Here is a 23,254-nt window from a genome sequence, read left to right on the forward strand (position 1 = left end):
AATCGGACGAATAATTTCAGCGTTTTTCGGCGAAGCGTCAATCAGTTTATTCTTGGTATCCTCATCTATTATAAAAGCCTCATTATACCCAGTTAAAATACCTCGATAAATCTTGATATCCCAATTTTTTAATGGAACGCCGACCGCCTCGATCTTCTCTTTTATCCGCGCTTCGATGGGAGACAAAATTACCCAACCGCTTGTATCAGAAAACCCTTTTTGCATCGTAGCCGACTGTTCAATAAAAACGCTCATTTTTTCTAGGCCGCCAATGCGCTTGTCATAAAGACAAGTAAGCATGCTTCCGCTATATGCTGCCTTTTGAGCAATCAGCATATTAGTATCCACTGTGGCTGAAGCGAATACTTGATATCCACCAAAATCCACCAACAATAGTGGATTGGTCTCCTCCAAAAAGTACTTACGCAATGCTTTACCATAGTCTGCGCGCATCCATTTGTTGGAAGTTATGTATCCGAAATAATAACCAGGCTTTAACAGCCTTACAGCTAGTTCATAGAAAAGGCAATAGATATCGCCGGTACGGATAAAGGTTTGATAGTCGCCCTTTTGTAATACGTCTGCTTCTGCCCCCATCTTCTGGAGTTGAATATAAGGCGGATTTCCAATGACAACTTCAAAACCTTCAAAATAACCGTTTTCGTCTAGCACCTCTGGAAATTCAAAGCGCCATTCAAAAGCGGATTTATATATGGCATTGTTTTCAATATCGGCAATTAATTTTTCATACTTGGCTATATCTTTGGAAATCTTTTCCACCTCTTTCTCCATTTCCTTTTGGCTGCGCTTGACGCCAAATAGGTCGTAATTGTTTTGAGCGAGCGTTAGTTTACCACGTAATTCCGACAGTTTTTTACGCTTAGGGTCTCGATTGCTTACGGTTTCTTTAAACTGCTGCTTAATCTGCGCGATGAAATCGAGCAACCCTTGCTTTGCATCTTTATTGGGTGTGTTTTTATAGCTAGCTACCGCCAGCTGATAATCCTTTACTCCAAAACGCTGCTTTTTAAAGACATCGGACAGGTCTTCACTAAGCGAAAATTTACTTAGCAACGAATTGCCAGACTTGATATTAATATCGATGTTTGGCAGTGTTTCCAATTCGGAAAACCCGGTTTCATAGGTATAATAGGCATTTTTTAAAAGCTCTATCCATAACCGAAGCCTACATATTTTTGCGGAATTGGGATTGATATCCACCCCGAAAAGGCTACCTTCGATGAGCTTACGCTTTTCGTTGAATATGGTTTCTTGGATACGTTGCACTTCGGGATCGACCCTCCTTTCGCCCTCCTGAGTTTGGTGTACCGCATATTCAAAGAAACTTTTTGACTGTCGGTATTCAACGATAAGTTCATCATTGGCGATACTTACCGCCACATCCTGCAATACCTTCCCTTGGCTGTCTGCTAATATCCCCAGTTCAGCTTTTATTGCAATCAACTCATTGAGGCTGCTAACGAGGAAGTGCCCTGACCCAACCGCCGGATCTACCACGCGAACTTGCTCGATCAGCTCATTGTACTGAAGTATGTCTTTCGTATTGCGCCGTTGGCTAAGATAGTTGCTTAAATCCGCTATGGTTTCACAAGCCCAGCCATACTTGTCATTAAACTTCTTAATGACTGCGCTGCGTATGGTTTCTTTACATAAAAACGTAGTAATTGCCCCTGGCGTATAAATAGATCCATCCCGATAACCATTGATCTTTTCAAATACCAAACCTAGCACCGCAGCATTGATAATGGATTTATTCTCTTCCTGAATCTCTTCTTTGCCGACCGACGAGAAGTCGTACGCGTCCAAAAAATCCAACAGATAATGCAGCGTGGATATTCCCTCATACCGTGCACTATTTACTCTTTTTTTGAGCACTGAATGAGCGTATAACGCTACACTGAGATTATCATCCAACGAATTGACGCGGATAGTCTGCTTTTCCAAATCTGAAATCTCAAACAGCGAGCTATTAAGGTAAGGAATATGTCCATACTTAGCTTGTATGCTGTCACTACGTTCGGACGACTGGCGAGCCAAAACCTGAAAGAACAGTTTATACAACTCATCGTTGTTCGGAATGGTGCGTGCATTGAGAAAGCGATATTTTTTGTCGCCGTTATGGTATTTCAGCAACTGCGCTTCAAGAAGCTTCAAAAACAAAATCCTGTTAATCCACGTGATGCACAACGAAAGTGCGACGTTGAATAGTTGCTCTTCGTTTGTCTTACCATATTGTTGCAGTCCTTCTACCTTACGCAATGCGTCTTCGGTACGCAAGAGATTTATTGTGTTTTCCAATAGTGACCCATCCTGCCTATTGGGTTCAGCGACACGCTGTATAAGCTTCCGGCTTTTTTCTTTGGTTTCCTCTAAACCGATGATGTGTAGCAACTCTGCAAAAAAGCCTTTATCCAACGTATTGCTATCGTTGACAAATGGCAGCTTAAGTAAATGCGTGGGCGTAAAAAACTTGTACAGCGAAATCAGTTTTCGGTCGTCCCGCTCGCTCTCGTTTTTCAAGACACGCTCATAGTCGTGGATATTAAAATACGTAAAGCTGATTTCTTTATTGAGCTCCTTCAAAAATGGTTTGACAATCTCATCATAGAAAAAGCCGGTGGTTGCATTGACCTTCTGCCCTCTATCCCATTCTTTATATGCGCGCTGTAGGTTTGTGTTTTGATTGAAAATTTTTTCGAACTGGGTGGCGTCAAACACAAACCATTCATATATGTTTGTGATGACCAGTGTAGTCAATGATAGGTTTTTATTGTTGATGCGGTCACGCAGGAAATATAATATCAGTTCGTGCATGGCCCGCATGTTGAGGTTCTCCTTCGTAACCATCTCGGCCTTATTTGATGGCTTTTTCACCTCAAATAATACGCCCACTGGCGATTGGCTGGTCTTATCCAGATGAATCACGAAATCAGCTCGGTCCTTGATAGACACCAAAAAATCCGGATGGTAAAAGGTGTTTTTTAGAAAATCCATCAAATGGATTTTGACATTTTCCTCGGAATGCTGATCCCCTATATGGGATAACAGATTGATGAGATTCTGTTTGAATTTATTTAAATCTTCGCGTCTTGGCTTTATTAACCGGTATGCCTTATCTAAGCTATCTTTTAGATCTAATATCGAAAAGGTCATATTTTGGCAGATTAACGTTTGGGTTGCAATTTAAAACTCTTCTGTGAATTATGCCGAAATTAATGATACGTTTTTGCTAGCAGTCGGCACGAGTGCTTCAGCAAAAAACTACTTCAATTTAAATCGAAACGGAATCAATCCCCGCTGCTCACGCGGTGCCCCCTCAATTTCGTTAAACCGGGCTGCACGTACTGCACGTTCACACCTATCCCAAAGTGCTTTATCGGTAAGTGTAGTTCCTCTTAAACTTACCCGCGCGAAGGTGATCCGGCCGTCACGCGCCACGCGTACCTCTACCATCACAACGCCGGCCTGTTGGCCGTTATCTTCAATATCGGGTGGTACAGCCCACCCTCTGTTTAGAACGGAGAGGCCAACGTCGCCATCGCCAGATCCCACCTCGTAGTTGGACGCCAGTTGATCGGTTTGGTCGCTTCCCTGATTACCGCTGTCAGCTATACCATAGTCCCAAAATGAAGAAAACCATTTGGTGAATTTATGCCGCTCAGCGGACGTTGCACTTTTAGCGCCTTGCTCAAGATTACTTGAAAACAAAATGAGGTCGATATTCTCTTTTTGAATGAGCATGACAATTACTAAGGAGCCTCGACCATCATTGGCTTTGAATGCAAATGCCGTTGGTTTATTGAATGTCATTGCAGGGTCCCATTGGATGGAATTGGCGGTTTCGGTGTTCTTTTCAAGAAATGCTTTAAAACCGTCTCTCGAGAATCCGGTCAGATCGTAATAGTAATCGTAAAAATCATAATAGTCCATCACTTTCTCGTTGACGTCATCTATAGTGATTAGATTTACGTTGGTCTCGGCTAATTCCACCGGCTCCATAGTCGACCAAAGAAACTGCTGCCCGAATGCGTAACAAGGAAGCATGAATAAAATAGGAAGAAGTGCTTTCATAGGTTTTTGTCGTAGTATAGTTGTATTTGTGAATCAAAAGTAGCATAATAAACCAATTTCAAGAAGGGACTGAAATAAAATGACCTTTCACATGAAAACCGAGGTGTTTAAAAATTGAGTATTGAGAATGAATCAGTAATTTTAAACGGAAAGAAAACCAAACGGGACGAGCTTTTGAATATCCTTTTCATATGTAGCAGAAACCAGTGGCGTAGCCGCACGGCGGAAGACCTGTTTAAAAACCATCCGTTGCATCAAGTCCGTTCGGCAGGCACGGCTCCTTCGGCGCGGATAAAGGTTTCGGAAAAGGCTATACAGTGGGCAGATCTGATTCTGGTAATGGAGAAACGCCATAAGGAGATCTTACGGGAAAAATTTGGCGCTTTGATAGAGGAAAAGGAAGTTATGGCGCTTGACATCCCCGATGAATACGGCTATATGGATCCTGAATTGGTGGAGATATTGGAATGGCATTGGCAAAGTATTCTAGGCTTCGGAAAAAGGTAAAATATCTTTGTTCACGATTGGCAAGGATATTCTTTGTCTGTAACCAACCTTTGGAGTAGCCAGTGATAGACGTTCACAGCATCGACCATCGAATTTCTCCAAAACTACCAATGGCAGCTTGGATTCATTACGCAGCAACCATCACTTCTCCTCATCACCAAGCGATATACGAGAAATTTGGAACTCGTAGGCCATTTCAAAGGCTGCCTTTTTATAATCAGTATCCAAGAGTTGAGTGAAATCGATCAATGCCCCGGGTGTCTTTTTCGTACGATTCCAAAGCGTGTCTTCCCTGCTCAGAATTTCGACTAACTCCTTGTCTGTATATCGCCCGTAATGGTCAACTATATCTTGCAAAATATTGATTTCACAATCTGAAAACTCATCGTCAATGAAGGCTTTGATGGGCGACCGTAACAATTGCGTCGGAAAAGTCTCAACCGTCAGGGGCCCGTTTACATCGACCCGATAGGACAGCCATAGTATGGGTGCTCCTGTTTTTCGAACCGCATGTTCGTCGGCCAGATACAATAACTTGGTCGCTTTTGACATGCTTAACCGTTGGATTCGCTCTGCGAGATATAAAATGGCGTTTTCTACTTTATGTTTTGCATACATGTTATTCATCGTCCGCAAAGGTGGGGTTAGGCTGTGCAGTGTAGCTGCATAGATTATGTGTCTTCAGTAGAATCGAACTTTCATATGCCAACCAAAATCAATAAATTTGACCCATTGGCTTCTCAATTAAACACCTAAGAGAAAACCTTAAATTAATCAATTGCGCATGCCCTTGCACATTAATATACAAGACCTTATAGCCGGGAGAACCGTCGAAAGTGATCGGATCGAATACAAAAAAGGTTGGAATCCTGGCTCCATCTACCGGAGTATTTGTGCATTCGCCAATGACATTGAGGACATTGGCGGTGGCTATATCATTGTAGGCATTGAAGAAAAAAATGGAAAGCCTGTATTGCCACCTATCGGGGTAGACGATGAGCAGATCGACCGAATCCAACGGGAAATGGTTGGATATAATAACTTAATCAATCCGGTCTACTTCCCCAAGGTTGAAATTGAAGAGGTCGATAGCAAAAAAATCGTTGTAATTTGGGCGTTAAGTGGTACAAACCGGCCATATGAAGTACCGGAGGAAATAAAGGCGAAGGACAAACGATATCAATATTATATTCGCGTGATGTCCAGTACCGTGAAGGCCAATAAGCAACAACGCGAGGATTTGATAGCGCTAGCCAATAAGGTGCCTTTTGATGATCGGCCAAACACATCGGCCAGTGCAGACGATATCTCGTTTACGCTGATCAAAGAACATTTACGGCAAACCAAAAGTCGCTTGCTGGAATGGGTAGACGACCGCTCCAAAACAGATATCCTTTCACAGATGGAGTTGCTTTCCGGACCACCAGAACGGTCACACCCCCGAAATGTCGCATTGATGATGTTTACCGATAACCCGGAAAAGCATTTTCCGTACAGCCGGGTGGAAGTGGTACATTTTCCAAATGGTGCGGACGACCCGACGTTTACTGAAGCCCCCGCTATTACCGGACCGGTACCGCAAATGATCCGCCAAACACTGCTTTATTTAAAGACTGCAGTTCTTCAGGAAAAGATCAGGAAAGTGCCCGGCCAACCGGAAGCCGTTAGGATATGGAATTATCCTTATACAGCGCTGGAAGAGATCGTGGCAAATTGCCTATACCATCGGGATTATCAAACGAGGGAACCGGTCGAAATCCGCGTGTACCCTGATTTTATCGTATTTCTTAATTACGGTGGACCTAGCCGGAATTTTGATCCTAACAAAGTGCAGACTGGCCCGCTCTTTTCGCGGCGCTACCGCAACAGGCGGCTTGGCGACTTTCTGAAAGAATTGGATTTGACTGAGGGCAAAGCAACGGGCATCCCTATTATCAAAAGGGCGCTTATAAACAATGGGTCGCCCGAAGCGGAATTTGAGACAGATGAAGACCGCTCTTATTTTCAGGTGGTACTGAAGATACATCCTGACTTTTTACAGGATAAAGCTGAGGGAGCAATTGAGGGAGCAATTGAGGGAGCAATTGAGGGAGCAATTGAGGGAGTTACAAAAAGAGTCAAAGAAAAACTGACTACCGTGTTATCAGTTATCGCTGCGAACGAAGGAAAGCGGACTCCAGAATATGCACAAATTACCGGCATAAATGCTAAAAGCCTTGAACGGTATATCACCACACTACGGAGCGCGGGATTAATTTTATTCAGTCAGGAAGCAACTCAGGTAGGTGGATATTATTTGACCAATGAGTTACGCTCAAAACTCAGTAATGCAGAAATTAAAAATAACATATAATTATCATCCATTGGCTATGGCATCAGAATGCCAGTCTGCTGCCCAAAAGATTATTTTTCGTACTTTCAAGCCGTGAAATTACATTTATACCAATGAATTTCCTAGCCAAGTATTCGTATAAATGAATCGAATTGCATTTATCGATATAGAAGTTGAGCCAACCAGTGGAAACATTCAGGATATCGGCTGCGTAAAAAACGACGGTAGTCTATTCCACAGAAACTCGCTTGCTGCATTCGCTCAATGCATAGAAGGTGCTCAATTTGTGTGCGGCCACAACATCATTAATCATGACCTCAACTACGTTGGCCAGACGCTCAGCGATGCCGGAATAAAGCCCGGGGCGGTCATCGATACGTTATTCCTCTCTCCCCTACTTTTCCCCTCGAAACCCTACCACGCGCTACTAAAAGACGACAAACTGCAATACGATGAGGCCAATAACCCGCTGAACGATGCGATCAAGGCAAAAGATTTGTTCTATGATGAGGTTGCTTCTTTCAATCAGCTGGATGAAGGATTCAAGGCGGTGTGTTATGTACTATTGCATAACAAACCAGGATTCGGTGCTTTTTTTGATTTTTTAAACTACAAGATCCCGACAACCTCAACCGAAGTCCGTATTCGGGAGCGATTCGGTGAGCTGATTTGCGAAAAAGCGGATTTGCTTCAGCCCATTACGGACCAGCCGGTGGCCCTCGCCTATTGCCTGGCGCTGATTCATGCGAACAGTCGCTATTCCATTACCCCCCGATGGGTCATAAAGAATTACCCCGAAGTAGAACGTATCATGTTCCGTTTGCGAAACCAGCCTTGCTTAACCGGGTGTAGTTATTGCAACCAGATGCTCGACGCCCATGGCGGGTTGAAAAAGTACTTCGGTTTCGATGCGTTCAGAACGTATGGTGGCGAGCCGTTGCAGGAAAAGGCCGTAAAGGCGGCCATCAATAACCGATCGATATTGGCGGTTTTTCCCACCGGTGGCGGCAAATCAATCACCTTCCAGGTGCCTGCATTGATGAGTGGCGAGACGTCTAAAGCGCTAACTGTGGTGATATCGCCCCTCCAATCGCTGATGAAAGACCAGGTAGATAACCTGGAAAATGTAGGCATTACCGATGCGGTGACCATCAATGGCTTACTCGACACCGTTGAGCGGGCAAAATCATTCGAGCGGGTGGAAGACGGTTCCGCATCCATGCTCTACCTATCGCCGGAGTCGTTGCGCTCACGGACGATTGAGCGGCTGCTGTTGGGAAGGAAAATTGCACGCTTTGTCATTGACGAAGCGCATTGCTTTTCTTCTTGGGGCCAGGATTTCCGGGTAGATTACCTGTACATTGGCGATTTCATTCGGTCGATCCAGGAAAAGAAAAATCTAGAGGACGGCATCCCCGTTTCGTGTTTTACCGCTACGGCTAAACAGAAGGTCATCGAAGATATCCGTGTCTATTTCAGCGAAAAGCTGGGGCTTGACTTGGAGCTGTTTACCTCCACAGCATCCCGGACGAACTTGCGATACCAAGTGTTTGCAAAGGGAGATGATGAGGAGAAATACCAAGCGGTAAGGGACTTGATTGAGGAAAAAGACTGCCCAACGATTATTTACGTTTCGAGGACAAGGAAAGCCTACCTCCTCGCCGAGCGCCTTACAGCTGATGGGTTTACAGCAAAACCCTATCACGGTAAAATGGACGCACAGGAAAAGACTGCTAACCAGAATGCGTTCTTGGCGGGGGAAGTGCCAATCATGGTAGCCACGTCGGCGTTTGGGATGGGCGTCGATAAGAAAGACGTGGGCCGGGTAATCCATTATGAGATTTCTGATTCGTTGGAGAACTACATCCAAGAGGCCGGAAGAGCCGGCCGCGACGAGAACATCGTGGCCGACTGCTATGTGCTCTACAATGAAGAGGACCTCGGAAAGCATTTCATCCTATTAAACCAAACTAAGCTCTCGATCAAAGAGATACAGCAGGTATGGAAGGCCATCAAGGAAATCACCCGATTTCGCTCCACCGTTTCCAACTCGGCATTGGAGATTGCACGCAAAGCGGGATGGGATGATAACGTAGTCGAAATTGAGACGCGGGTAACGACAGCCATTGCGGCGCTGGAGGACGCCGGATACCTTAAGCGTGGCCAGAATATGCCGCGGGTATTTGCAAACAGCATCCTAGCCAAAAGCGCACAAGAGGCCATCGATAAAATACATCATTCACCCCGGTTTACGGAAAAGCAGAAAGAAAAGGCGGTTCGTATTATCCGGAAGCTTTTCTCTAGCAAAAGCAGGAAGCAATCGACCGACGACACGGGCGAATCGCGGATCGACTATATCAGCGATCACCTAGGCATTGTAAAAGAGGAGGTTATTGCCATCATCAACCTACTGCGGGAGGAAAAAATCCTTGCAGATGGAAAGGACCTTAAAGCGTTTATCCAAAAAGGTGAAAACCAATCCCGTTCGGAAGATATCGTGAAGACGTTTTATAAGATCGAGCGTTTCCTGCTTTCACGAATGGATGAAGCCGAAAAGACGATTCATTTAAAAGAACTTAATGAAGAAGCCCAAACGGCCGGAATAGCCGATTCGACAACCGATAGGATAAAGCGGGTTATCAATTTTTGGGCAATCAAAAACTGGATTAGAAGACATCACCTTCCCTACTCACGAAATCACGTGGCTATTCGCTGTATGCTCCCGGTAGATATCCTGGAAGATCGATTAAGGAAGCGATATGAGTTGGCCATTTTCATGGTGAAGTTTCTGCATGAACGAAGCCTCTCGGCGGACCTGGCAACCGAGAGCGGGAAAGAAGAAACATTGGTGGAATTTTCGGTACTGGAACTGAAAGAGGCGTTTGAGTACTCGATTGCTGGCTTCGGCACAAAAGTGACCGTGAACGATGTTGAAGATGCGTTGTTTTATCTTTCGCGGATGGGTGCGATAAAAATCGAAGGTGGCTTTTTGGTGTTGTATAACCGGCTAACCATCGAACGCCTCGAAACCGACAACAAGAAGCGCTACACGAAAGACGACTACCAGCGGTTGGATCAATTTTACGAAAACAAGGTGCACCAGATCCATATCGTGGGCGAATATGCAAAAAAGATGATCAACGATTATCGCGATGCGCTTCAGTTTGTGGAGGATTATTTTCAGTTGAACTATAGCTCTTTCCTACGGAGGTACTTTCCGGGAAGCAAGGCCGATGCGCTTAAAGTGAAGATGACACCCGCTAAGTTCAGGCAACTTTTCGGGGAGCTATCCCCTACGCAATTGAAAATTATCAAAGATAATGAAACGAAATACATCGTAGTGGCGGCGGGCCCAGGCAGCGGCAAGACCAAATTGCTGGTGCACAAACTTGCGTCGCTATTGTTGATGGAAGATGTGAAGCACGAGCAGCTCCTTATGCTTACCTTCTCACGAGCGGCGGCGACCGAGTTTAAAAAACGGTTGCTTAAATTGATCGGTAATGCGGCCAATTTTATTGAGATAAAAACCTTCCATTCGTATTGCTTTGACCTGCTGGGTAAAATGGGCAGCCTGGAAAAATCAGATATGATTTTGCAACATACGGTAGACAAAATCCGTAGCGGCGAGGTGGAGGCCAGCAGGATTACAAAGACCGTGCTGGTGATTGATGAAGCGCAAGACATCAACGCCGACGAGTTTAGCTTGATCAAAGCGCTGATGACTAAGAATGAAGATATGTGCGTGATCGCCGTGGGAGATGACGACCAGAACATTTACGAGTTCCGTGGTGCAGACCCCCGCTTTCTTCAACAGTTTCTTCAGTTGGATAACGCCATTAAATATGAGCTCATCGAGAATTACCGGAGCATGCAAAACCTAGTTGGGTTTTCGAATCAATTCGTGCAGCGAATCGGCCAACGGATAAAAAGCACACCGGTGGTCGCAACTCGAGCGGAAAACGGAAAGATCAAGGTGGTGCGTCACCAAGGCCACAACCTGATCACGCCCTTGGTAAACGACGTCCTAGACACGGGCTTGACCGGCACCACTTGCATACTAACGAAGACGAATGACGAAGCATCGCAGATAACGGGACTACTACTGAAAAACGGGCTACGGGCAAAGCTGATTCAAACCAATGATGGGTTTAATTTATACAACCTTGCGGAGGTGAGATACTTCTTGGCGGCATTAAATATGGCCGACGATACGTTTTTGATTAGCGACGACAGTTGGTCAGCCGCCAAACGGTCCGTAGCCGATCGGTTTAAGAACAGTACACAGTTGGAGGTTTGCACCAACCTGATCAGCGATTTTGAGGCGACCAACCCGAAGCGGAAGTACCGGTCGGATTTAGCCGTTTTTATCCGTGAATCTAAACTCGAGGATTTCTTAAATCAGCACGGCGAAACGATTTTTGTGTCAACGATCCACAAGGCGAAGGGAAAAGAGTTTGACCATGTATTCATCATGCTCGAACGTTTCATCCCTACCACCGATGAGACTAAGCGCCAGCTTTATGTGGCCATGACAAGGGCCAAGCGGAACCTCACCATCCACGTGAACGCTGATTTCTTAGATAGCATGACCGCAGAAAATTTGGAGAGGGTGATGGATAGGAACCACTATCCGCCACCAGAAGAACTGGCTATGCACCTCACTTACCAGGATGTATGGCTCGACTACTTCATCAACAAGCAGCATTTCGTTTCCCAACTGGTGAGTGGTGATAACTTAATCGTCAGCGGCAACGAATGTTTAATGCCCAATGGGCAGCCTGTGCTAAAATTCTCCAAGAAATTCCTCGATCAAATAGCGGAAAAGCGCAAAACCGGCTATGAGCTGAAAGCCGCCAAAGTGAACTTCGTGCTCCACTGGCGAAAAGAGGGTGCTGAACAAGAGGTTAAAGTTGTTTTACCGGAGGTGCTGTTTGAGCGGACATAACAATATAACATGGCAAAGAAAAAATATTATGTAGTGTGGGTGGGAAGGAAAACAGGCGTATTTGAATCGTGGGAAGAATGTAATGAGCAGATTATCCGCTTTCCAGATGCGCAATATAAATCTTTCAAATCTAAACAGCTGGCTGAACAAGCGTTTAATAGTTCGAGTAATGAATTTATTGGCAAGAATCTTTTTGAAACTGAACTTACACCTGAACAGCTAAAAATTATTGGAGACCCGATAAAGGAAAGCATCGCTGTGGATGGTGCCTGGAACACGAAGACGGGGTTAGTGGAATATCAGGGCGTGCATACCGGGTCTGGCGAGTTACTTTTTCGAGTAGGGCCATTTGAGGATGGAACGAATAACATTGTCGAATTTCTAGGTATTGTGCATGCGCTTGCATATGGCAAGCAAAAAAACTTGAAGCTTCCGATTTACTCAGATAGCGTGAATGCAATTAATTGGGTTAAAGATAAAGAAGTAAGAACGAAACACCCAAGAAGCAACAATAATGTCAAACTATTTGAGTTAGTAGATCGGGCCGTCAAGTGGCTGAACGAAAATGAATATGAAAACAAAATATTGAAGTGGGAAACGAAGGCCTGGGGTGAAAACCCTGCAGATTTTGGGAGGAAATGATGGCCCCCGGGGCTCTAAAGGACGACGATTTTCGAAAATTGATGCAGCTGCTTACACGACCTTTTGAAAGGTCAGCACACACAGGTGAAACTGCAAAGGGACTACTTATTACCTTTCTTTTTCAGAATATTGGCGGTTTGATCAATAAATTGAACGAAGTCTATTTCGGCCTTGGAAAGTTCGTTTATGGTTTTCGCTTTGTATTTGGCATACTCGGCTTCAGCTTTTTGCAGGGCTTGTTCATGACTGATTGTACCGGCATGGTCAAGCACGTCATTGCCGGTCATTCGCAAGAAATCATCCAACCTGGCTATCCAATCTTGCATATACATGGGTTTGCGGCTGAGCGCCTGCAGTTCGGCCAATTCCAAATAGGCTGTCACAGTACGATTAAGTATATTTAGTTCCTCTTCATTTAAATAGTTTTTAGCAGTGTTCAGTTCCTGTTTGTTGGGTTGGTCGCCCTTAAAATGCGTTAAACCCATATAGGGCTTTTCAGCGTCAATACGCTTGTAGATCACCTCAGCAGCTGTATTACCGTGTGCGGCCCAGTGCATTTTATTCTGTAAGGTTTTAAAGAAAGTTTGCGACAGCTCGGTTTTGGGATCATAATCAATACTGGTGGCATAGATATCCAGAACTTTACGCCAAAATACTTTTTCAGATGAACGGATATCGCGTATGCGGGCCAACAGTTCATCGAAGTAATTGCCGCCCTGCTTGAGCAATTCGTCGTTCATCGTGAATCCTTTTACGATATATTCGCGCAAACGTGCAGTGGCCCATTGTCGAAACTTGGTACCTTGATGGCTTTTGACGCGATAACCGACCGAGATAATGACATCGAGGTTGTAGAAGGTCGTAAGGTATTCTTTGCCATCGGAAGCAGTATGTCGGAATTTCCGACATACTGCTTTCTCTTCCAATTCACCTTCTTCAAAAATATGCTGAATGTGTTCGGTAACTGTTGTTCGCCCTTTTTGAAACAACTCTGCCATTTGCGCTTGTGTTAGCCAAACCGTTTCGTTTTCCAACCGGGTCTCGATATGGGTAACCCCGTCGTCACTTTGATAAATTAGGATATTGCTTGTTTTCTCTATCATTTTGTCTATCGGGTCAACCGAGCCTTGTATTAAACAGGCTTATGGGATTTTTAGATTTATTAGCACAAAAATAACTAAAATTTTTACTAATCTCTAAATCGTGTCGTCAATGTAGGCGATTTCCTAAAAGAACTCGACAACTCGACCTCACAGAAGGACGGGGGCACCGGGTTCCCTACAATCTACAGGGTGATAGAAAATAACAGCTCTCCACTGCCTGTTTTTGACAAAGACACACAGAGCACGTTGTTTGGAAAAGACACCGATACCATCGGTTTACACCTCAGGAATATCTTTAAGGAAAAGGAATTAGAAGAAAAATCAACTACCGAGAAATCCTCGGTAGTTCAAACGGAAGGCAAACGTCAAATACGTAGAAACGTGAAATTCTATAATTTGGATGCCATCATCTCAGTAGGATATAGAGTAAATTCAAAACGGGGTACCCAGTTCCGCATTTGGGCCACGCAACGACTCAAGGAATATCTTGTACAGGGCTATGCAATCAACGAAAAACGGCTTGCACAGAAATAACTTGAAGTCCAAATGCTGAAAGACGGTATCCGTATATTAAGCCGGGCAGTTGGATTGGCTGGCGCAGTTCGCGAAGGGGCTTGAATTGCTCGATGACTACGATCACGAGCAATTGGACGAAAAGGGTGTGACCCAAAAACCTGCCTCCTATCAGTTTTTTTTTCATTTCAAACTTAGAAAAGTTGGTTGCTAAAAGCAAACTTTTCGGTCTCTCATCGGCCTTTGAAAATAGACAAAACGATGAAATATAGCGTTAGCTTCCTTGAATTCAAACTTAGACAAACTTGCTTTATTGCAAGTTTATCGATCTCTCATCTGCCAATTAAGAACAAATTGCTCAGATGAAAATTTATGTAATAGGTAAGAAAGATAATCAGTGACCTGATTTTGTTTTTTGGAATGTTCTGGATGAGCATGATTTCATCTCCTCTGCAAGATAAAAAACTGATTCAATAGTTAATGAAAATAAGCCATGTCATATGACATGCCGTCGAAATGGATTTCAATCAAATTAGGGTATAATCTTGTATTTTGCATGAAATTTGAATTTTATTCCTTACATTCGAAATATGCAAAAGGTTGAAGGACTTCGTAGTAAGTTAAGAAAAGGAAGGGCTTACCGCCGTGAAGACTTGGCGCAATGGTCAACGTCCATAGACCGCCATTTGTCCCAACTCGTTGAGGAGGGAATATTGAAAAAACTGGCACAGGGTCTTTATTACGTCCCCAAACCGTCGGCTTTCGGTCCAACTCCTCCGGATGAAAATGAAGTGATCAAGACCTATTTGAAAGGGGACGATTTTTTGGTCGTCTCTCCAAACTATTACAACAGTCTGGGATTGGGTGCAACGCAATTATATAATCGGAAACGGATATATAACCACAAAAAGCATGAAGATGTAAAATTGGGCAATAAAGTTTATGAGTTTCGTCGTAAGCCCAAATTCCCAAAGAAATTATCGCGTGAGTACTTGGTTGTTGACCTACTCAACAACTTAAAATACCTGGCCGAGGATGAGCAGATGATATTGGAAAACCTCCAGAAGAACATCGATACTTTTGAGGCGAAAACCTTACAAGCCAATGCGCAGCGATACGGCACAATCAGAACAAAGAAAATCTTACAACAAATGCGCTGATGGCTGCGAATTACCTTCATCATCACAGGGATTTCAAAGACCTGATCATGATCGTTTCTGAAGAAAAAGGAATTGATCCGGTATTGGTTGAAAAGGATTATTGGGTGATGCATGGCTTGTATGGTCTGCAACAAGCTGGATACCAATTTGAACTTAAAGGTGGAACGTCCCTTTCCAAGGGGTATCAGGTCATTAACCGCTTTAAAACAAATAATGATGTCAGAATATCAAACTCCAAAAGATCGCGCATATGTTCGCACCCTCATTGACGCTGCCAAGAAAGAGGCTGAGGCATTTTTGCAGCTTAAGTATACCGCTGAACGAAGCGATGGCACCATTCCCGTTAAATACCGTGAACTGATGTCCGTTGCTGTCGCGTTAACCACTCAGTGTGCATATTGCATTGAATCACACATCCAAAATGCTGTTGAGGCAGGCGCAACCCGCGAGGAGATTGCGGAAACGGTGTTTATCGCGGCGGCACTTCGCGCAGGGGGTGCAGTTGGAAATGGTCTTTTAGCTATGCGTCTTTTCGAGGAAGCTACTTCGGGTAAATAAATCTCCTGCTATCACTAATCATATATCGAAGCTGTATTTGTCGGCGAGTTGCGGAGCAAGGGAATGGAAGGCCTAGTCCCCATTGGTAGAACTTGTTAATACCTCCAAACAAAACATAAGTCAACCCACGGTTGACATACACAATGAAAGTAAGCTATGCTAAATTCAGTTGTAAAGAATTACTTTACTACTACCTTGGATGGATAAAATTACGAGGTTACTTTCTATAGCCTAGATGTATAGGCGCGGAATTTAGCGGAGAGTTTAGGTTTATGAAAACATTTTGTAAATTTGTATAAATGCATTTGACAGAAAGGAACATAATCATGGATCGCATCGTATTGGAAGTTGATAGTGCATTGGCCCGGGCTTGGAGAAACAGTGCTCCTGCGCTGAAGGCAGAATATGAGCGTAAAATAGCTGATATACTCCGTGAATTGAAGGAAGCTGAATTTGATAAGCTATTGGATAAAGCTGGGAAAACAGCAAAAAAAAAGGGATTAACCGAAGCCAAACTAAACCAATTACTGAGTGAAGAGGACTAAGCTATTTGTATTTGACACCAACACGCTAATCAGTTCATTTTTATTGCCCAATTCCGTCGCCAGGCAGGCGCTAAATCGCGCCCGAAGAATGGGGCATATAGTCTTGTCTAAAGCAACGGCCGATGAGTTTAAAGGTGTATTTGTTCGCCCTAAATTCGATAGATATCTTCCGCTTGCTGTACGACTGGAGATTATTGAAAGTTTCGATTCGCTAGCCATATATGTTAACCCACGCTATACCGTAACGGATTGCCGGGATCCGAAGGACAATAAATTTCTGGAAATCGCACTGAGTGCGAAAGCGAGTGCCGTAATCACCGGAGATAAAGATTTACTTGTACTCCACCCATATAGGAATATCCCAATTATCAATGCCACTACGTTTTTAGAACAATGATGTGGTATGCAGTCCTGCCAGTAAATCGAATCAACCACGCCATGAAGTGGCGGAATAAATGGCGGAGTAACCGACGCTCATCGCTTGGCTCCCGACCTAAAACATCCAGCCCGCTGGCGCGATCAACGCCATGCGCTTGTTGACCTCGCGTTGGTTGTAGTAGGCCGGATCCCAATCCTCGTTTGATCGTAGGCCAAGCCATTGGCGGTAACTCCGCTTTTCCGCTGTTGTGCCATGGGCAAACGTATCGGCCATTTCACGGTAGCCGTGGGTACTGCCAACATCTTCCGGAGGACATTCGTTTTTTCCGCCAATACAGTAGTAAGCCGTATAGATTTCTTTATCGGTAATTTCCTCCAATACAACTTGATGCTGCCAGTGGTCACCGAAATCATATACGTACGTAAACTTATCGTTCACTTTGCGGAAAATGGTACTGATTTTTACACGGCGGGCATCTTTTACCGGCATCTCGTCATTGGGGATTCCAATACCATCGGGGTCACTCAAACCTTGTTTGCCGAATTCGAACAGGTGACTGTTTTCCCACCCGAATGCGGCTTGGATAGCCCTATGAAGCTGATAAAAACTAAAACCGGCGGGAACGACAATCCGGCGCCAAACGCTCGGTTTGGTTTCCAGCAGCGTGATCTTTAGTTGAAGTGTTTTGAAGCGGGGCATGACACTTCCTCAATAACAGCGCAAAAATATATTATGCAAGGCATATTGGAATCAACATTTCATCCTTTTCTTTGGCCAACATGGAGTTAGCGTTCGTAGCGCAAGCGGCACTATCGTAGTATTTTCAAGTCATCGATACATTTATTTACTCCAGCAAAAGCTTCTTAAAGAAAATCTTATTCCGAAGTATCGCGTCCCGTAGCAGTTTCCTAAAACTAATCACCTCAATATACATATCATAACCACGGTGGAATCCAAAATAGCTATCGTTGTCTGCACTGATGGTGAGCTGGTGCTTATCCGCAAATTCACGCATTCGTTCGGTGAGGTCAGCGATCACATAGCCATACACAGGCGTATATTCATTAATTTTTATCGGTTCCGTACCATTCGGCATCTCATATTTCCCTGCCCGGATGTCCTTAAGGTATTTGCCCAGTTGCAGGATGGGATCATCGGCCTCCGAATAATCTTTCCGTTTCGGCCTTTTAAATTCAAATATCGTCAGTGGATTGCTGAAATCGTTGTCTCCGTTCCGAAAAGAAGCTTTTTGGTCAAATACAATCAAGTCGGGTTCGCCAAGGGCATCCTTCTTAGCGGAAATCTTCCGGTCTGAAGCAATATATTCCGAAAACACAAGCCGTTCATCCAACAGCCAGAGGTTATGATCTTCGTAGTTGACTTTTTGGGAATCATTACCCATAGGAAAAATCAGATGATGGATGTAGCGCTCCAATTCGGCCTTCCCATCATCCCTCCTTTCCAACAGCCTGCCCAATGCGTCTAAAATTGTTTTTCGATTGAAGACATAATGGGCAAGGTCGCTTTTTCCGATTTCGGAAATTTTTGAAATGGCTTCTGCAAGACTTACATTGGTATGCGGATCGTTGAATATCCGGCGGAATTCCCGTTTGGTTTCCTGCTCCTTCTTAAATTTACTTTCTGCAATTCACTTTCAAGAACTTCGGTGCTGGGATTAAAAGGTATAGTGGAAATATCCAACTCATTCAGATAAGATTTATGCCAAGGTGCCGACGTGGTGACGTATTCTTGAACCTGTTGTTTCTTGCTTTCGAAACGGGTCTTGATATCGTCATCAAAACATCCCTTGGTTAATTCCGCGGCTTTTTGCTCGATCTCAACCTGAGTAATGGAATGATACATGGTGGGTACATCCTTAGCGAAATCAAAACCTTCCCGCTCAAGGGAAACGTTTTCATCCAAGTAATCGCCAAGCACGTAGGTCTTGATAATGTAATTCCGTTTCGGTTGACCTTCTTGGTTCTCGTCAAAGAAATCATCCTCAAATTCAGGAATGTATTTATGTAACGCTGTTTCTGTAACTTCCCGATTATGGCCAGTGAGACTGATCCTGCTCTTTTGGCTACCGGGATAATATATTTTGAATACTTTTATTTTAAACTCCGTATCGGTATCGCTTTGGTGATTTTTGAGTGGAAAGCTACGTTCTCCATGTAGCGAGATAAGCTGTGAAGTATTCAGGTAGTCGTTCAGAACAATTTGTTGGGATCCATCTGCCTCTCTCAATAGTATAGTCGGGCATTTAACTGTATCACTTACGAAAAAGATCAGCAACTTATCCAATAGCTTCTTGGATATCGTTTCGATGTTTTTCTCAAAGGAATGGATAGGTTTGAGATTTTCGAGTTTGATGAGTGAATAAGTATCTTTCGAATTGGTCTTTTCGATTTTTTCGTCGACAATGATTTCGTATTCCTTGCCAAATCGAAATTTCCGGCAGTTGAGTATTCCGTTTTCGTCCCTGAATACGCTGTCTACATAGACATCGCCAAAATACTTGGCAAACATAAACCGGCCAAACCCTTTGCCGCCGATGCCTTTTTTAAGGTTGCTGTAAAACGTGTCGAAAGAATCTCGATTTTCCCTATTGAAACCTAAGCCGTTATCTTTAATGTGAATGGATTGAACATTGGGTTTGCCAAATTCGTGTCCCAATGTCTGCTCCCTGAATAGGATGACTTCTATCTTACCGTCTTTGGAATTCTTTCCATTTATCGCATGTATGGAATTGACTATACCTTCGACAATGGGGGTATATACATTGGATTTGCTTTTGATGTTGTCAATGGTACCTTGTATGTTAATCCGGCTCATGGGATTGGAGTTTTATTGGCATACAAATAACTAAAATTTTTATTAATTTGCAAAAGAATTGGCCGCTTCTTTATGCTGCGGACCTAACGGTATTTTTCTTGTAGAATGCCAAGGGATGTGTCGCTCGAAGTAGCGGGACCTAATGGAGACAACATGTCTGCTGCGTATCGGAGCCGGAGGGTTTCCGGTTGAAAATTGAGGGAAGGTTAAAGAAATATAAGCTCGGATACTTCATCTTTTGAGCTCAAAAACGGAGAAATTTGAGCTTGCGACCGTCAAACGGGCTATCGCCCATTTATTGGAAAATGGCCACATAATATCCGAGGGACAGCGACGCGCAACCCGATATCAGGTAAGTCCGGCCGATGAGCTTCTTGGATCAATGGACATGGATGCATACTTTGAAAAGGAAATTGACGAATGCGATATCCGGGAAGGATTCAACTTCCAGCTGATAAAAGACACGCTCTCCAAAGTCAATGTATTTACACCTGAAGACGCAAATACATTACGTCAATTACAAGAAGAATTCCAGCATAATTTTATTGTTGTACCTTTGCATTAACAGTACACGCCACGCTACCCATAAGAACAGCGTCCCAGGGCGTGTCTTTTGCTTTTTAGCTTTTTCTAAACCAGTATTTGAATAAGGATTACTAGCTCATGCCTCTGCCCCACTTCCTCATATCCGGTTCCCTCCGTCTTCAAATCGATCAATACAAAGCATTCAAAATGCGGTGAAAAAAACTCCGCTTGAGGGTCATCCAGCCATTTATTTTTTCGGTCAGCTTTGTTGGATCTCGCAATATCACCGGTAGGATTTTTACACAAACTTGCTGACATAAAGATATTTAACTATCTTTAGTTTGTTGTATTCTTAGTTATTCCAATGCTGACCCTTTGTTTCTATACCCATGACAAAGAAAAACACAGTTTCCGATTTGCCGCAGCACAATCCCTTCCAAAGTATCGCGCTCGCATTTTCGGGTGGTGGTTTCAGGGCCGCCGCTTTCTCCTTGGGAGCCCTTAGCTATCTGGAGCATTTAACACTGGAAGGCGTACCGCTCACGAAACACATCGGCTACATAAGTTCAGCCTCCGGAGGTACAATCATTAATCTGCTTTACACCTCGGCCATGCACAAGGGTGTCTTGTTCGATGAGTTTTATGAAAAGACCAAGGCAAAGTTAAACGGAGAAGATTTGTTGGAGAATGTCCTTTCCGTCTTGAATGACGACAGATACTGGCGGAAAACCGGTAACGAAAAACGCCGGAATCTGATCAATTCCTTTGCAAAGGTCTATGACGATGAATTATTCCACGGGGAAACGATGGCGGTGTATGCCACCAAAAAATATGTCAAAAAATTTGAGATATGTTGCAATGCGACCGAATTCTACCGGGGCCTCTCGTTTAGGTTTAAAACCGACGGCACAAAAAGCTGGTACCAGGTAATCGGCAATAAATACCTGAGATTTGATGATACACGGATAGACTGTTTTCAAAAACTGAAACTCGCCGACGTCCTAGCGGCCTCATCTTGCTTTCCAATGGGGCTTGAACCGATTATCTTTCCGGAAGACTTCACCTATAACGATGATAATAACAAGATTCTTACCTCACAGGAACTTCGGGAAGCCGTGGTATACAGTGCTTATAACGAGAAGGAAATGCATTTGTCTGACGCTGCGCATCCCCTTCAAATCCGTTCATTTGGATTGATGGACGGCGGGATTACCGACAATCAGGCACTCAAAAGCCTCATGCTGGCGGATGAAAAACGGAGGAGGAAACAGAAACCCGATCCATTCGACCTGATGATCGTTACGGATGTTAGCAGTTACTTTATGGATTATTACAAAGTACCGGATCAGAAAGGGGAAAAAGGTTGGCGGGGAAAAAGCATTGATCACTATGTTAACGTGTTTCAGAAGGCGGTTAGGTATCCACTGCGTATCCAGAATGGTGCACTGGCAATTGCTATCGCCTGCTTTGCGGTTTCCACCACGGTTGAGACCCCTTACGCCCGCTATCCCGGTTTGGTTCTCGGGGGAATGGCAACGGCGGTTTTTATGACGATGTGGATGGTCCGAAAATGGCGGGTTACCCGGGAGATTCTGTTGCAACCGGAAAAATTTGATCCACTCAAAACCGTCCGGACTGCCCTTCCCGTGCAATCATTTTCCGACCGGATTATCAACAAGATAATGGATTATTTGAGGCTCACCAAACTTAATGTATTGGAACAGATGCTGAAAGCGCGGATTACTTCCGTGATGAGCATGGTGCTGGATGTCAACCTGAAGCAGGTTAGGCGGCTTATCTATGAAATGTTCTATAACGATGAGCGCTGGGAAAACCGGCGTGTGTCAAATTTTATTTATGAATTGAGCGCCTATAATCTTGCGAGCCGTTCCAACCGATTTAACAATCCCAAGCGCCTGGGTTGGAAAGCGACAGAGGAGGATAAAGCCCTGCTCTGTGAGAATCTGGATAACATTATGCCGATAGCTGAACGGGCAAGAACAATGGGTACCACCTTATGGTTCGATAAAGAAGACCGGAACAATGATCAACTGGCCAACATTATCAAGACAGGCCAATTCACGACCTGTATGAATCTATTGGAATACGTCATATCGTTGGAACGCAAAAAGGCAGACTTGGGAAAGAACCAACTGGACAATGTGCTAATGATCAAAGCGCAATTGGTCAGGGATATTAATTTATTTAAAAGTGATCCAGGTTTTTTATTCCAGTAAAAACGTGAGTGCCTCTCTGCGATCACCCGCAAAGGTGATAAAAATAGCACTCACGTTTATAATGCCCTTGGAATCCGGTTTTCGTTAATGCTAACGGTTCCCACTAACAGCCAGTTGGTACGAATCAGTTGTTTGATAGTCCGTGTTACCACTCGGTACAAGTTTCTGGCTATATACATAGGAAACAACCAAAATGCCCAGTATCACGAGCGGCAACAACATAAACCCGATAATCTGATCTACGGCTGCGTGGCTGATGAATGCAAAGATTAAGTTAAAGGTGAGCCCTGCATACGCCCATTCTCTTAATTTGGCGGGCACTCCAGGAATTGAAATGGCCAAAGCGCCTAGTACTTTACATATAACTAGCGCATACGCAAAGTAGTCCGGATACCCTAAGGGCTGTGTACCTACTGTCGCTTGGTCTGGAGCAAACAGCAGCGAACCAAGTGGCATTACTCCTTCCCAAAGGACGATGATGATCGTTGCGATCCAAAAGATGATTCTGTTCTTTTTCATGACTGTAATTAGTTAAATGATTAATTATTTGTTGATTCAACATGTTTCATAAAGTTGTCGAGAATAGCTTGCCATCCGTCAGGGAGCATTTGCTGTTGCCTCTACCGTGATTCTTTTTTCTTCTGTCATGGTTAATGCGCTTTATGTTTATCAATTTGTTTACGATTCAAAAGTACATCACGTAAGAAAAAAGCGGCTGTTGTGAAAACGACAACTTTGGGGGCGGATTATGACAAAGTAACCGTCACTTTGAAGGCTTTTCTTAGCTTTGCCGTTTAATTAGTCCGTTAACATCGGCTACTTTTTCAATTGTGTCGCCCTTTACAACGGCGCAACTAAATGAAGTACTCGAAGCACATAAT

The 23,254-nt window shown here is 44.0% G+C and carries 20 protein-coding genes; 12 read left to right on the top strand and 8 right to left on the bottom strand.

Annotation, left to right across the window (positions count from 1 at the left end; all coding sequences use genetic code 11):
* A partial coding sequence (locus BMZ56_RS06740) for a type IIG restriction enzyme/methyltransferase (RefSeq protein WP_090625821.1) occupies positions 1 to 3,174 on the bottom strand: 3,174 nt, incomplete at its 3' end.
* 108 nt (positions 3,175 to 3,282) lie between these two features.
* Positions 3,283 to 4,092, bottom strand: coding sequence for an energy transducer TonB (locus BMZ56_RS06745; RefSeq protein WP_104443697.1), 810 nt, complete (start codon positions 4,090 to 4,092; stop codon positions 3,283 to 3,285).
* A gap of 114 nt (positions 4,093 to 4,206) precedes the next feature.
* On the opposite strand from BMZ56_RS06745, the gene BMZ56_RS06750 reads away from it, so the two are divergent.
* Positions 4,207 to 4,599 carry a low molecular weight protein tyrosine phosphatase family protein gene (locus tag BMZ56_RS06750; protein WP_256213809.1) on the top strand — a complete coding sequence of 131 codons (393 nt, stop codon included), beginning with the start codon at positions 4,207 to 4,209 and terminating at the stop codon, positions 4,597 to 4,599.
* Positions 4,600 to 4,740: 141 nt separating this feature from the next.
* Here BMZ56_RS06750 and BMZ56_RS06755 read toward each other — a convergent pair whose 3' ends face one another.
* A complete protein-coding gene (locus BMZ56_RS06755) occupies positions 4,741 to 5,151 on the bottom strand; it encodes a Panacea domain-containing protein (protein WP_177195071.1) in 411 nt (136 codons plus the stop codon).
* Between the two features lie 232 nt (positions 5,152 to 5,383).
* Between BMZ56_RS06755 and BMZ56_RS06760 the strand changes: the two genes are divergently transcribed.
* The 3 genes from BMZ56_RS06760 (at position 5,384) to BMZ56_RS06770 (ending at position 12,518) form a co-directional block, all read left to right on the top strand.
* Positions 5,384 to 6,952 carry an RNA/DNA-binding domain-containing protein gene (locus BMZ56_RS06760; RefSeq protein ID WP_090625824.1) on the top strand — a complete coding sequence of 523 codons (1,569 nt, stop codon included), beginning with the start codon at positions 5,384 to 5,386 and terminating at the stop codon, positions 6,950 to 6,952.
* Between the two features lie 121 nt (positions 6,953 to 7,073).
* Positions 7,074 to 11,876, top strand: coding sequence for a RecQ family ATP-dependent DNA helicase (locus BMZ56_RS06765; RefSeq protein ID WP_090625825.1), 4,803 nt, complete (start codon positions 7,074 to 7,076; stop codon positions 11,874 to 11,876).
* A gap of 9 nt (positions 11,877 to 11,885) precedes the next feature.
* The gene (locus tag BMZ56_RS06770) at positions 11,886 to 12,518 is read left to right on the top strand and encodes a ribonuclease H1 domain-containing protein (protein WP_090625826.1); all 633 of its coding nucleotides are present in this window, start codon (positions 11,886 to 11,888) and stop codon (positions 12,516 to 12,518) included.
* Between the two features lie 101 nt (positions 12,519 to 12,619).
* Here BMZ56_RS06770 and BMZ56_RS06775 read toward each other — a convergent pair whose 3' ends face one another.
* A complete protein-coding gene (locus BMZ56_RS06775; RefSeq protein WP_090625827.1) occupies positions 12,620 to 13,621 on the bottom strand; it encodes a virulence RhuM family protein in 1,002 nt (333 codons plus the stop codon).
* A 189-nt stretch (positions 13,622 to 13,810) separates the two neighbouring features.
* On the opposite strand from BMZ56_RS06775, the gene BMZ56_RS06780 reads away from it, so the two are divergent.
* The 6 genes from BMZ56_RS06780 to BMZ56_RS06805 all read left to right on the top strand — a co-directional run bounded on the left by BMZ56_RS06780 (position 13,811) and on the right by BMZ56_RS06805 (position 16,794).
* Complete coding sequence (locus BMZ56_RS06780) at positions 13,811 to 14,155, top strand: virulence RhuM family protein (RefSeq protein WP_245893117.1); 345 nt, start codon at positions 13,811 to 13,813, stop codon at positions 14,153 to 14,155.
* A 569-nt stretch (positions 14,156 to 14,724) separates the two neighbouring features.
* Positions 14,725 to 15,294, top strand: a complete 570-nt coding sequence (locus tag BMZ56_RS06785) for a DUF6088 family protein (protein WP_090625829.1) — start codon at positions 14,725 to 14,727, stop codon at positions 15,292 to 15,294.
* Positions 15,294 to 15,563: a nucleotidyl transferase AbiEii/AbiGii toxin family protein gene (locus tag BMZ56_RS06790; RefSeq protein WP_143072865.1), complete on the top strand. Its 270-nt coding sequence runs from the start codon at positions 15,294 to 15,296 to the stop codon at positions 15,561 to 15,563. Before BMZ56_RS06785 ends, BMZ56_RS06790 begins: the two co-directional genes overlap by 1 nt.
* A complete protein-coding gene (locus BMZ56_RS06795; protein ID WP_090625830.1) occupies positions 15,511 to 15,852 on the top strand; it encodes a carboxymuconolactone decarboxylase family protein in 342 nt (113 codons plus the stop codon). Before BMZ56_RS06790 ends, BMZ56_RS06795 begins: the two co-directional genes overlap by 53 nt.
* 299 nt (positions 15,853 to 16,151) lie before the next feature.
* Positions 16,152 to 16,397: a hypothetical protein gene (locus tag BMZ56_RS06800; protein ID WP_090625831.1), complete on the top strand. Its 246-nt coding sequence runs from the start codon at positions 16,152 to 16,154 to the stop codon at positions 16,395 to 16,397.
* Positions 16,384 to 16,794 carry a putative toxin-antitoxin system toxin component, PIN family gene (locus BMZ56_RS06805; RefSeq protein WP_090625832.1) on the top strand — a complete coding sequence of 137 codons (411 nt, stop codon included), beginning with the start codon at positions 16,384 to 16,386 and terminating at the stop codon, positions 16,792 to 16,794. Before BMZ56_RS06800 ends, BMZ56_RS06805 begins: the two co-directional genes overlap by 14 nt.
* Before the next feature lie 96 nt (positions 16,795 to 16,890).
* Here the strand turns inward: BMZ56_RS06805 and BMZ56_RS06810 are convergent, their stop codons facing one another.
* The 3 genes from BMZ56_RS06810 to BMZ56_RS25830 all read right to left on the bottom strand — a co-directional run bounded on the left by BMZ56_RS06810 (position 16,891) and on the right by BMZ56_RS25830 (position 19,611).
* Positions 16,891 to 17,475 (bottom strand): plasmid pRiA4b ORF-3 family protein, encoded by a 585-nt coding sequence (locus BMZ56_RS06810; RefSeq protein ID WP_090625833.1) that lies wholly within the window; start codon positions 17,473 to 17,475, stop codon positions 16,891 to 16,893.
* Positions 17,476 to 17,620: 145 nt separating this feature from the next.
* Positions 17,621 to 18,241, bottom strand: coding sequence for a hypothetical protein (locus BMZ56_RS25825; RefSeq protein WP_218146491.1), 621 nt, complete (start codon positions 18,239 to 18,241; stop codon positions 17,621 to 17,623).
* Between the two features lie 101 nt (positions 18,242 to 18,342).
* Positions 18,343 to 19,611, bottom strand: a complete 1,269-nt coding sequence (locus BMZ56_RS25830) for a hypothetical protein (protein WP_218146492.1) — start codon at positions 19,609 to 19,611, stop codon at positions 18,343 to 18,345.
* A gap of 238 nt (positions 19,612 to 19,849) precedes the next feature.
* Between BMZ56_RS25830 and BMZ56_RS06820 the strand changes: the two genes are divergently transcribed.
* Together BMZ56_RS06820 and BMZ56_RS06830 are read left to right on the top strand one after the other, a co-directional pair.
* Positions 19,850 to 20,176 (top strand): hypothetical protein, encoded by a 327-nt coding sequence (locus tag BMZ56_RS06820; protein ID WP_090625834.1) that lies wholly within the window; start codon positions 19,850 to 19,852, stop codon positions 20,174 to 20,176.
* A gap of 349 nt (positions 20,177 to 20,525) precedes the next feature.
* The gene (locus tag BMZ56_RS06830) at positions 20,526 to 22,373 is read left to right on the top strand and encodes a patatin-like phospholipase family protein (RefSeq protein ID WP_090625836.1); all 1,848 of its coding nucleotides are present in this window, start codon (positions 20,526 to 20,528) and stop codon (positions 22,371 to 22,373) included.
* A 90-nt stretch (positions 22,374 to 22,463) separates the two neighbouring features.
* Here the strand turns inward: BMZ56_RS06830 and BMZ56_RS06835 are convergent, their stop codons facing one another.
* Entirely contained in the window at positions 22,464 to 22,892 is a 429-nt protein-coding gene (locus tag BMZ56_RS06835; protein ID WP_090625837.1) for a DoxX family protein, read from the bottom strand.
* Between the last annotated feature and the right edge of the window lie 362 nt (positions 22,893 to 23,254).

Source organism: Parapedobacter indicus, from assembly GCF_900113765.1.
Taxonomy (GTDB): Bacteria; Bacteroidota; Bacteroidia; order Sphingobacteriales; family Sphingobacteriaceae; genus Parapedobacter; species Parapedobacter indicus.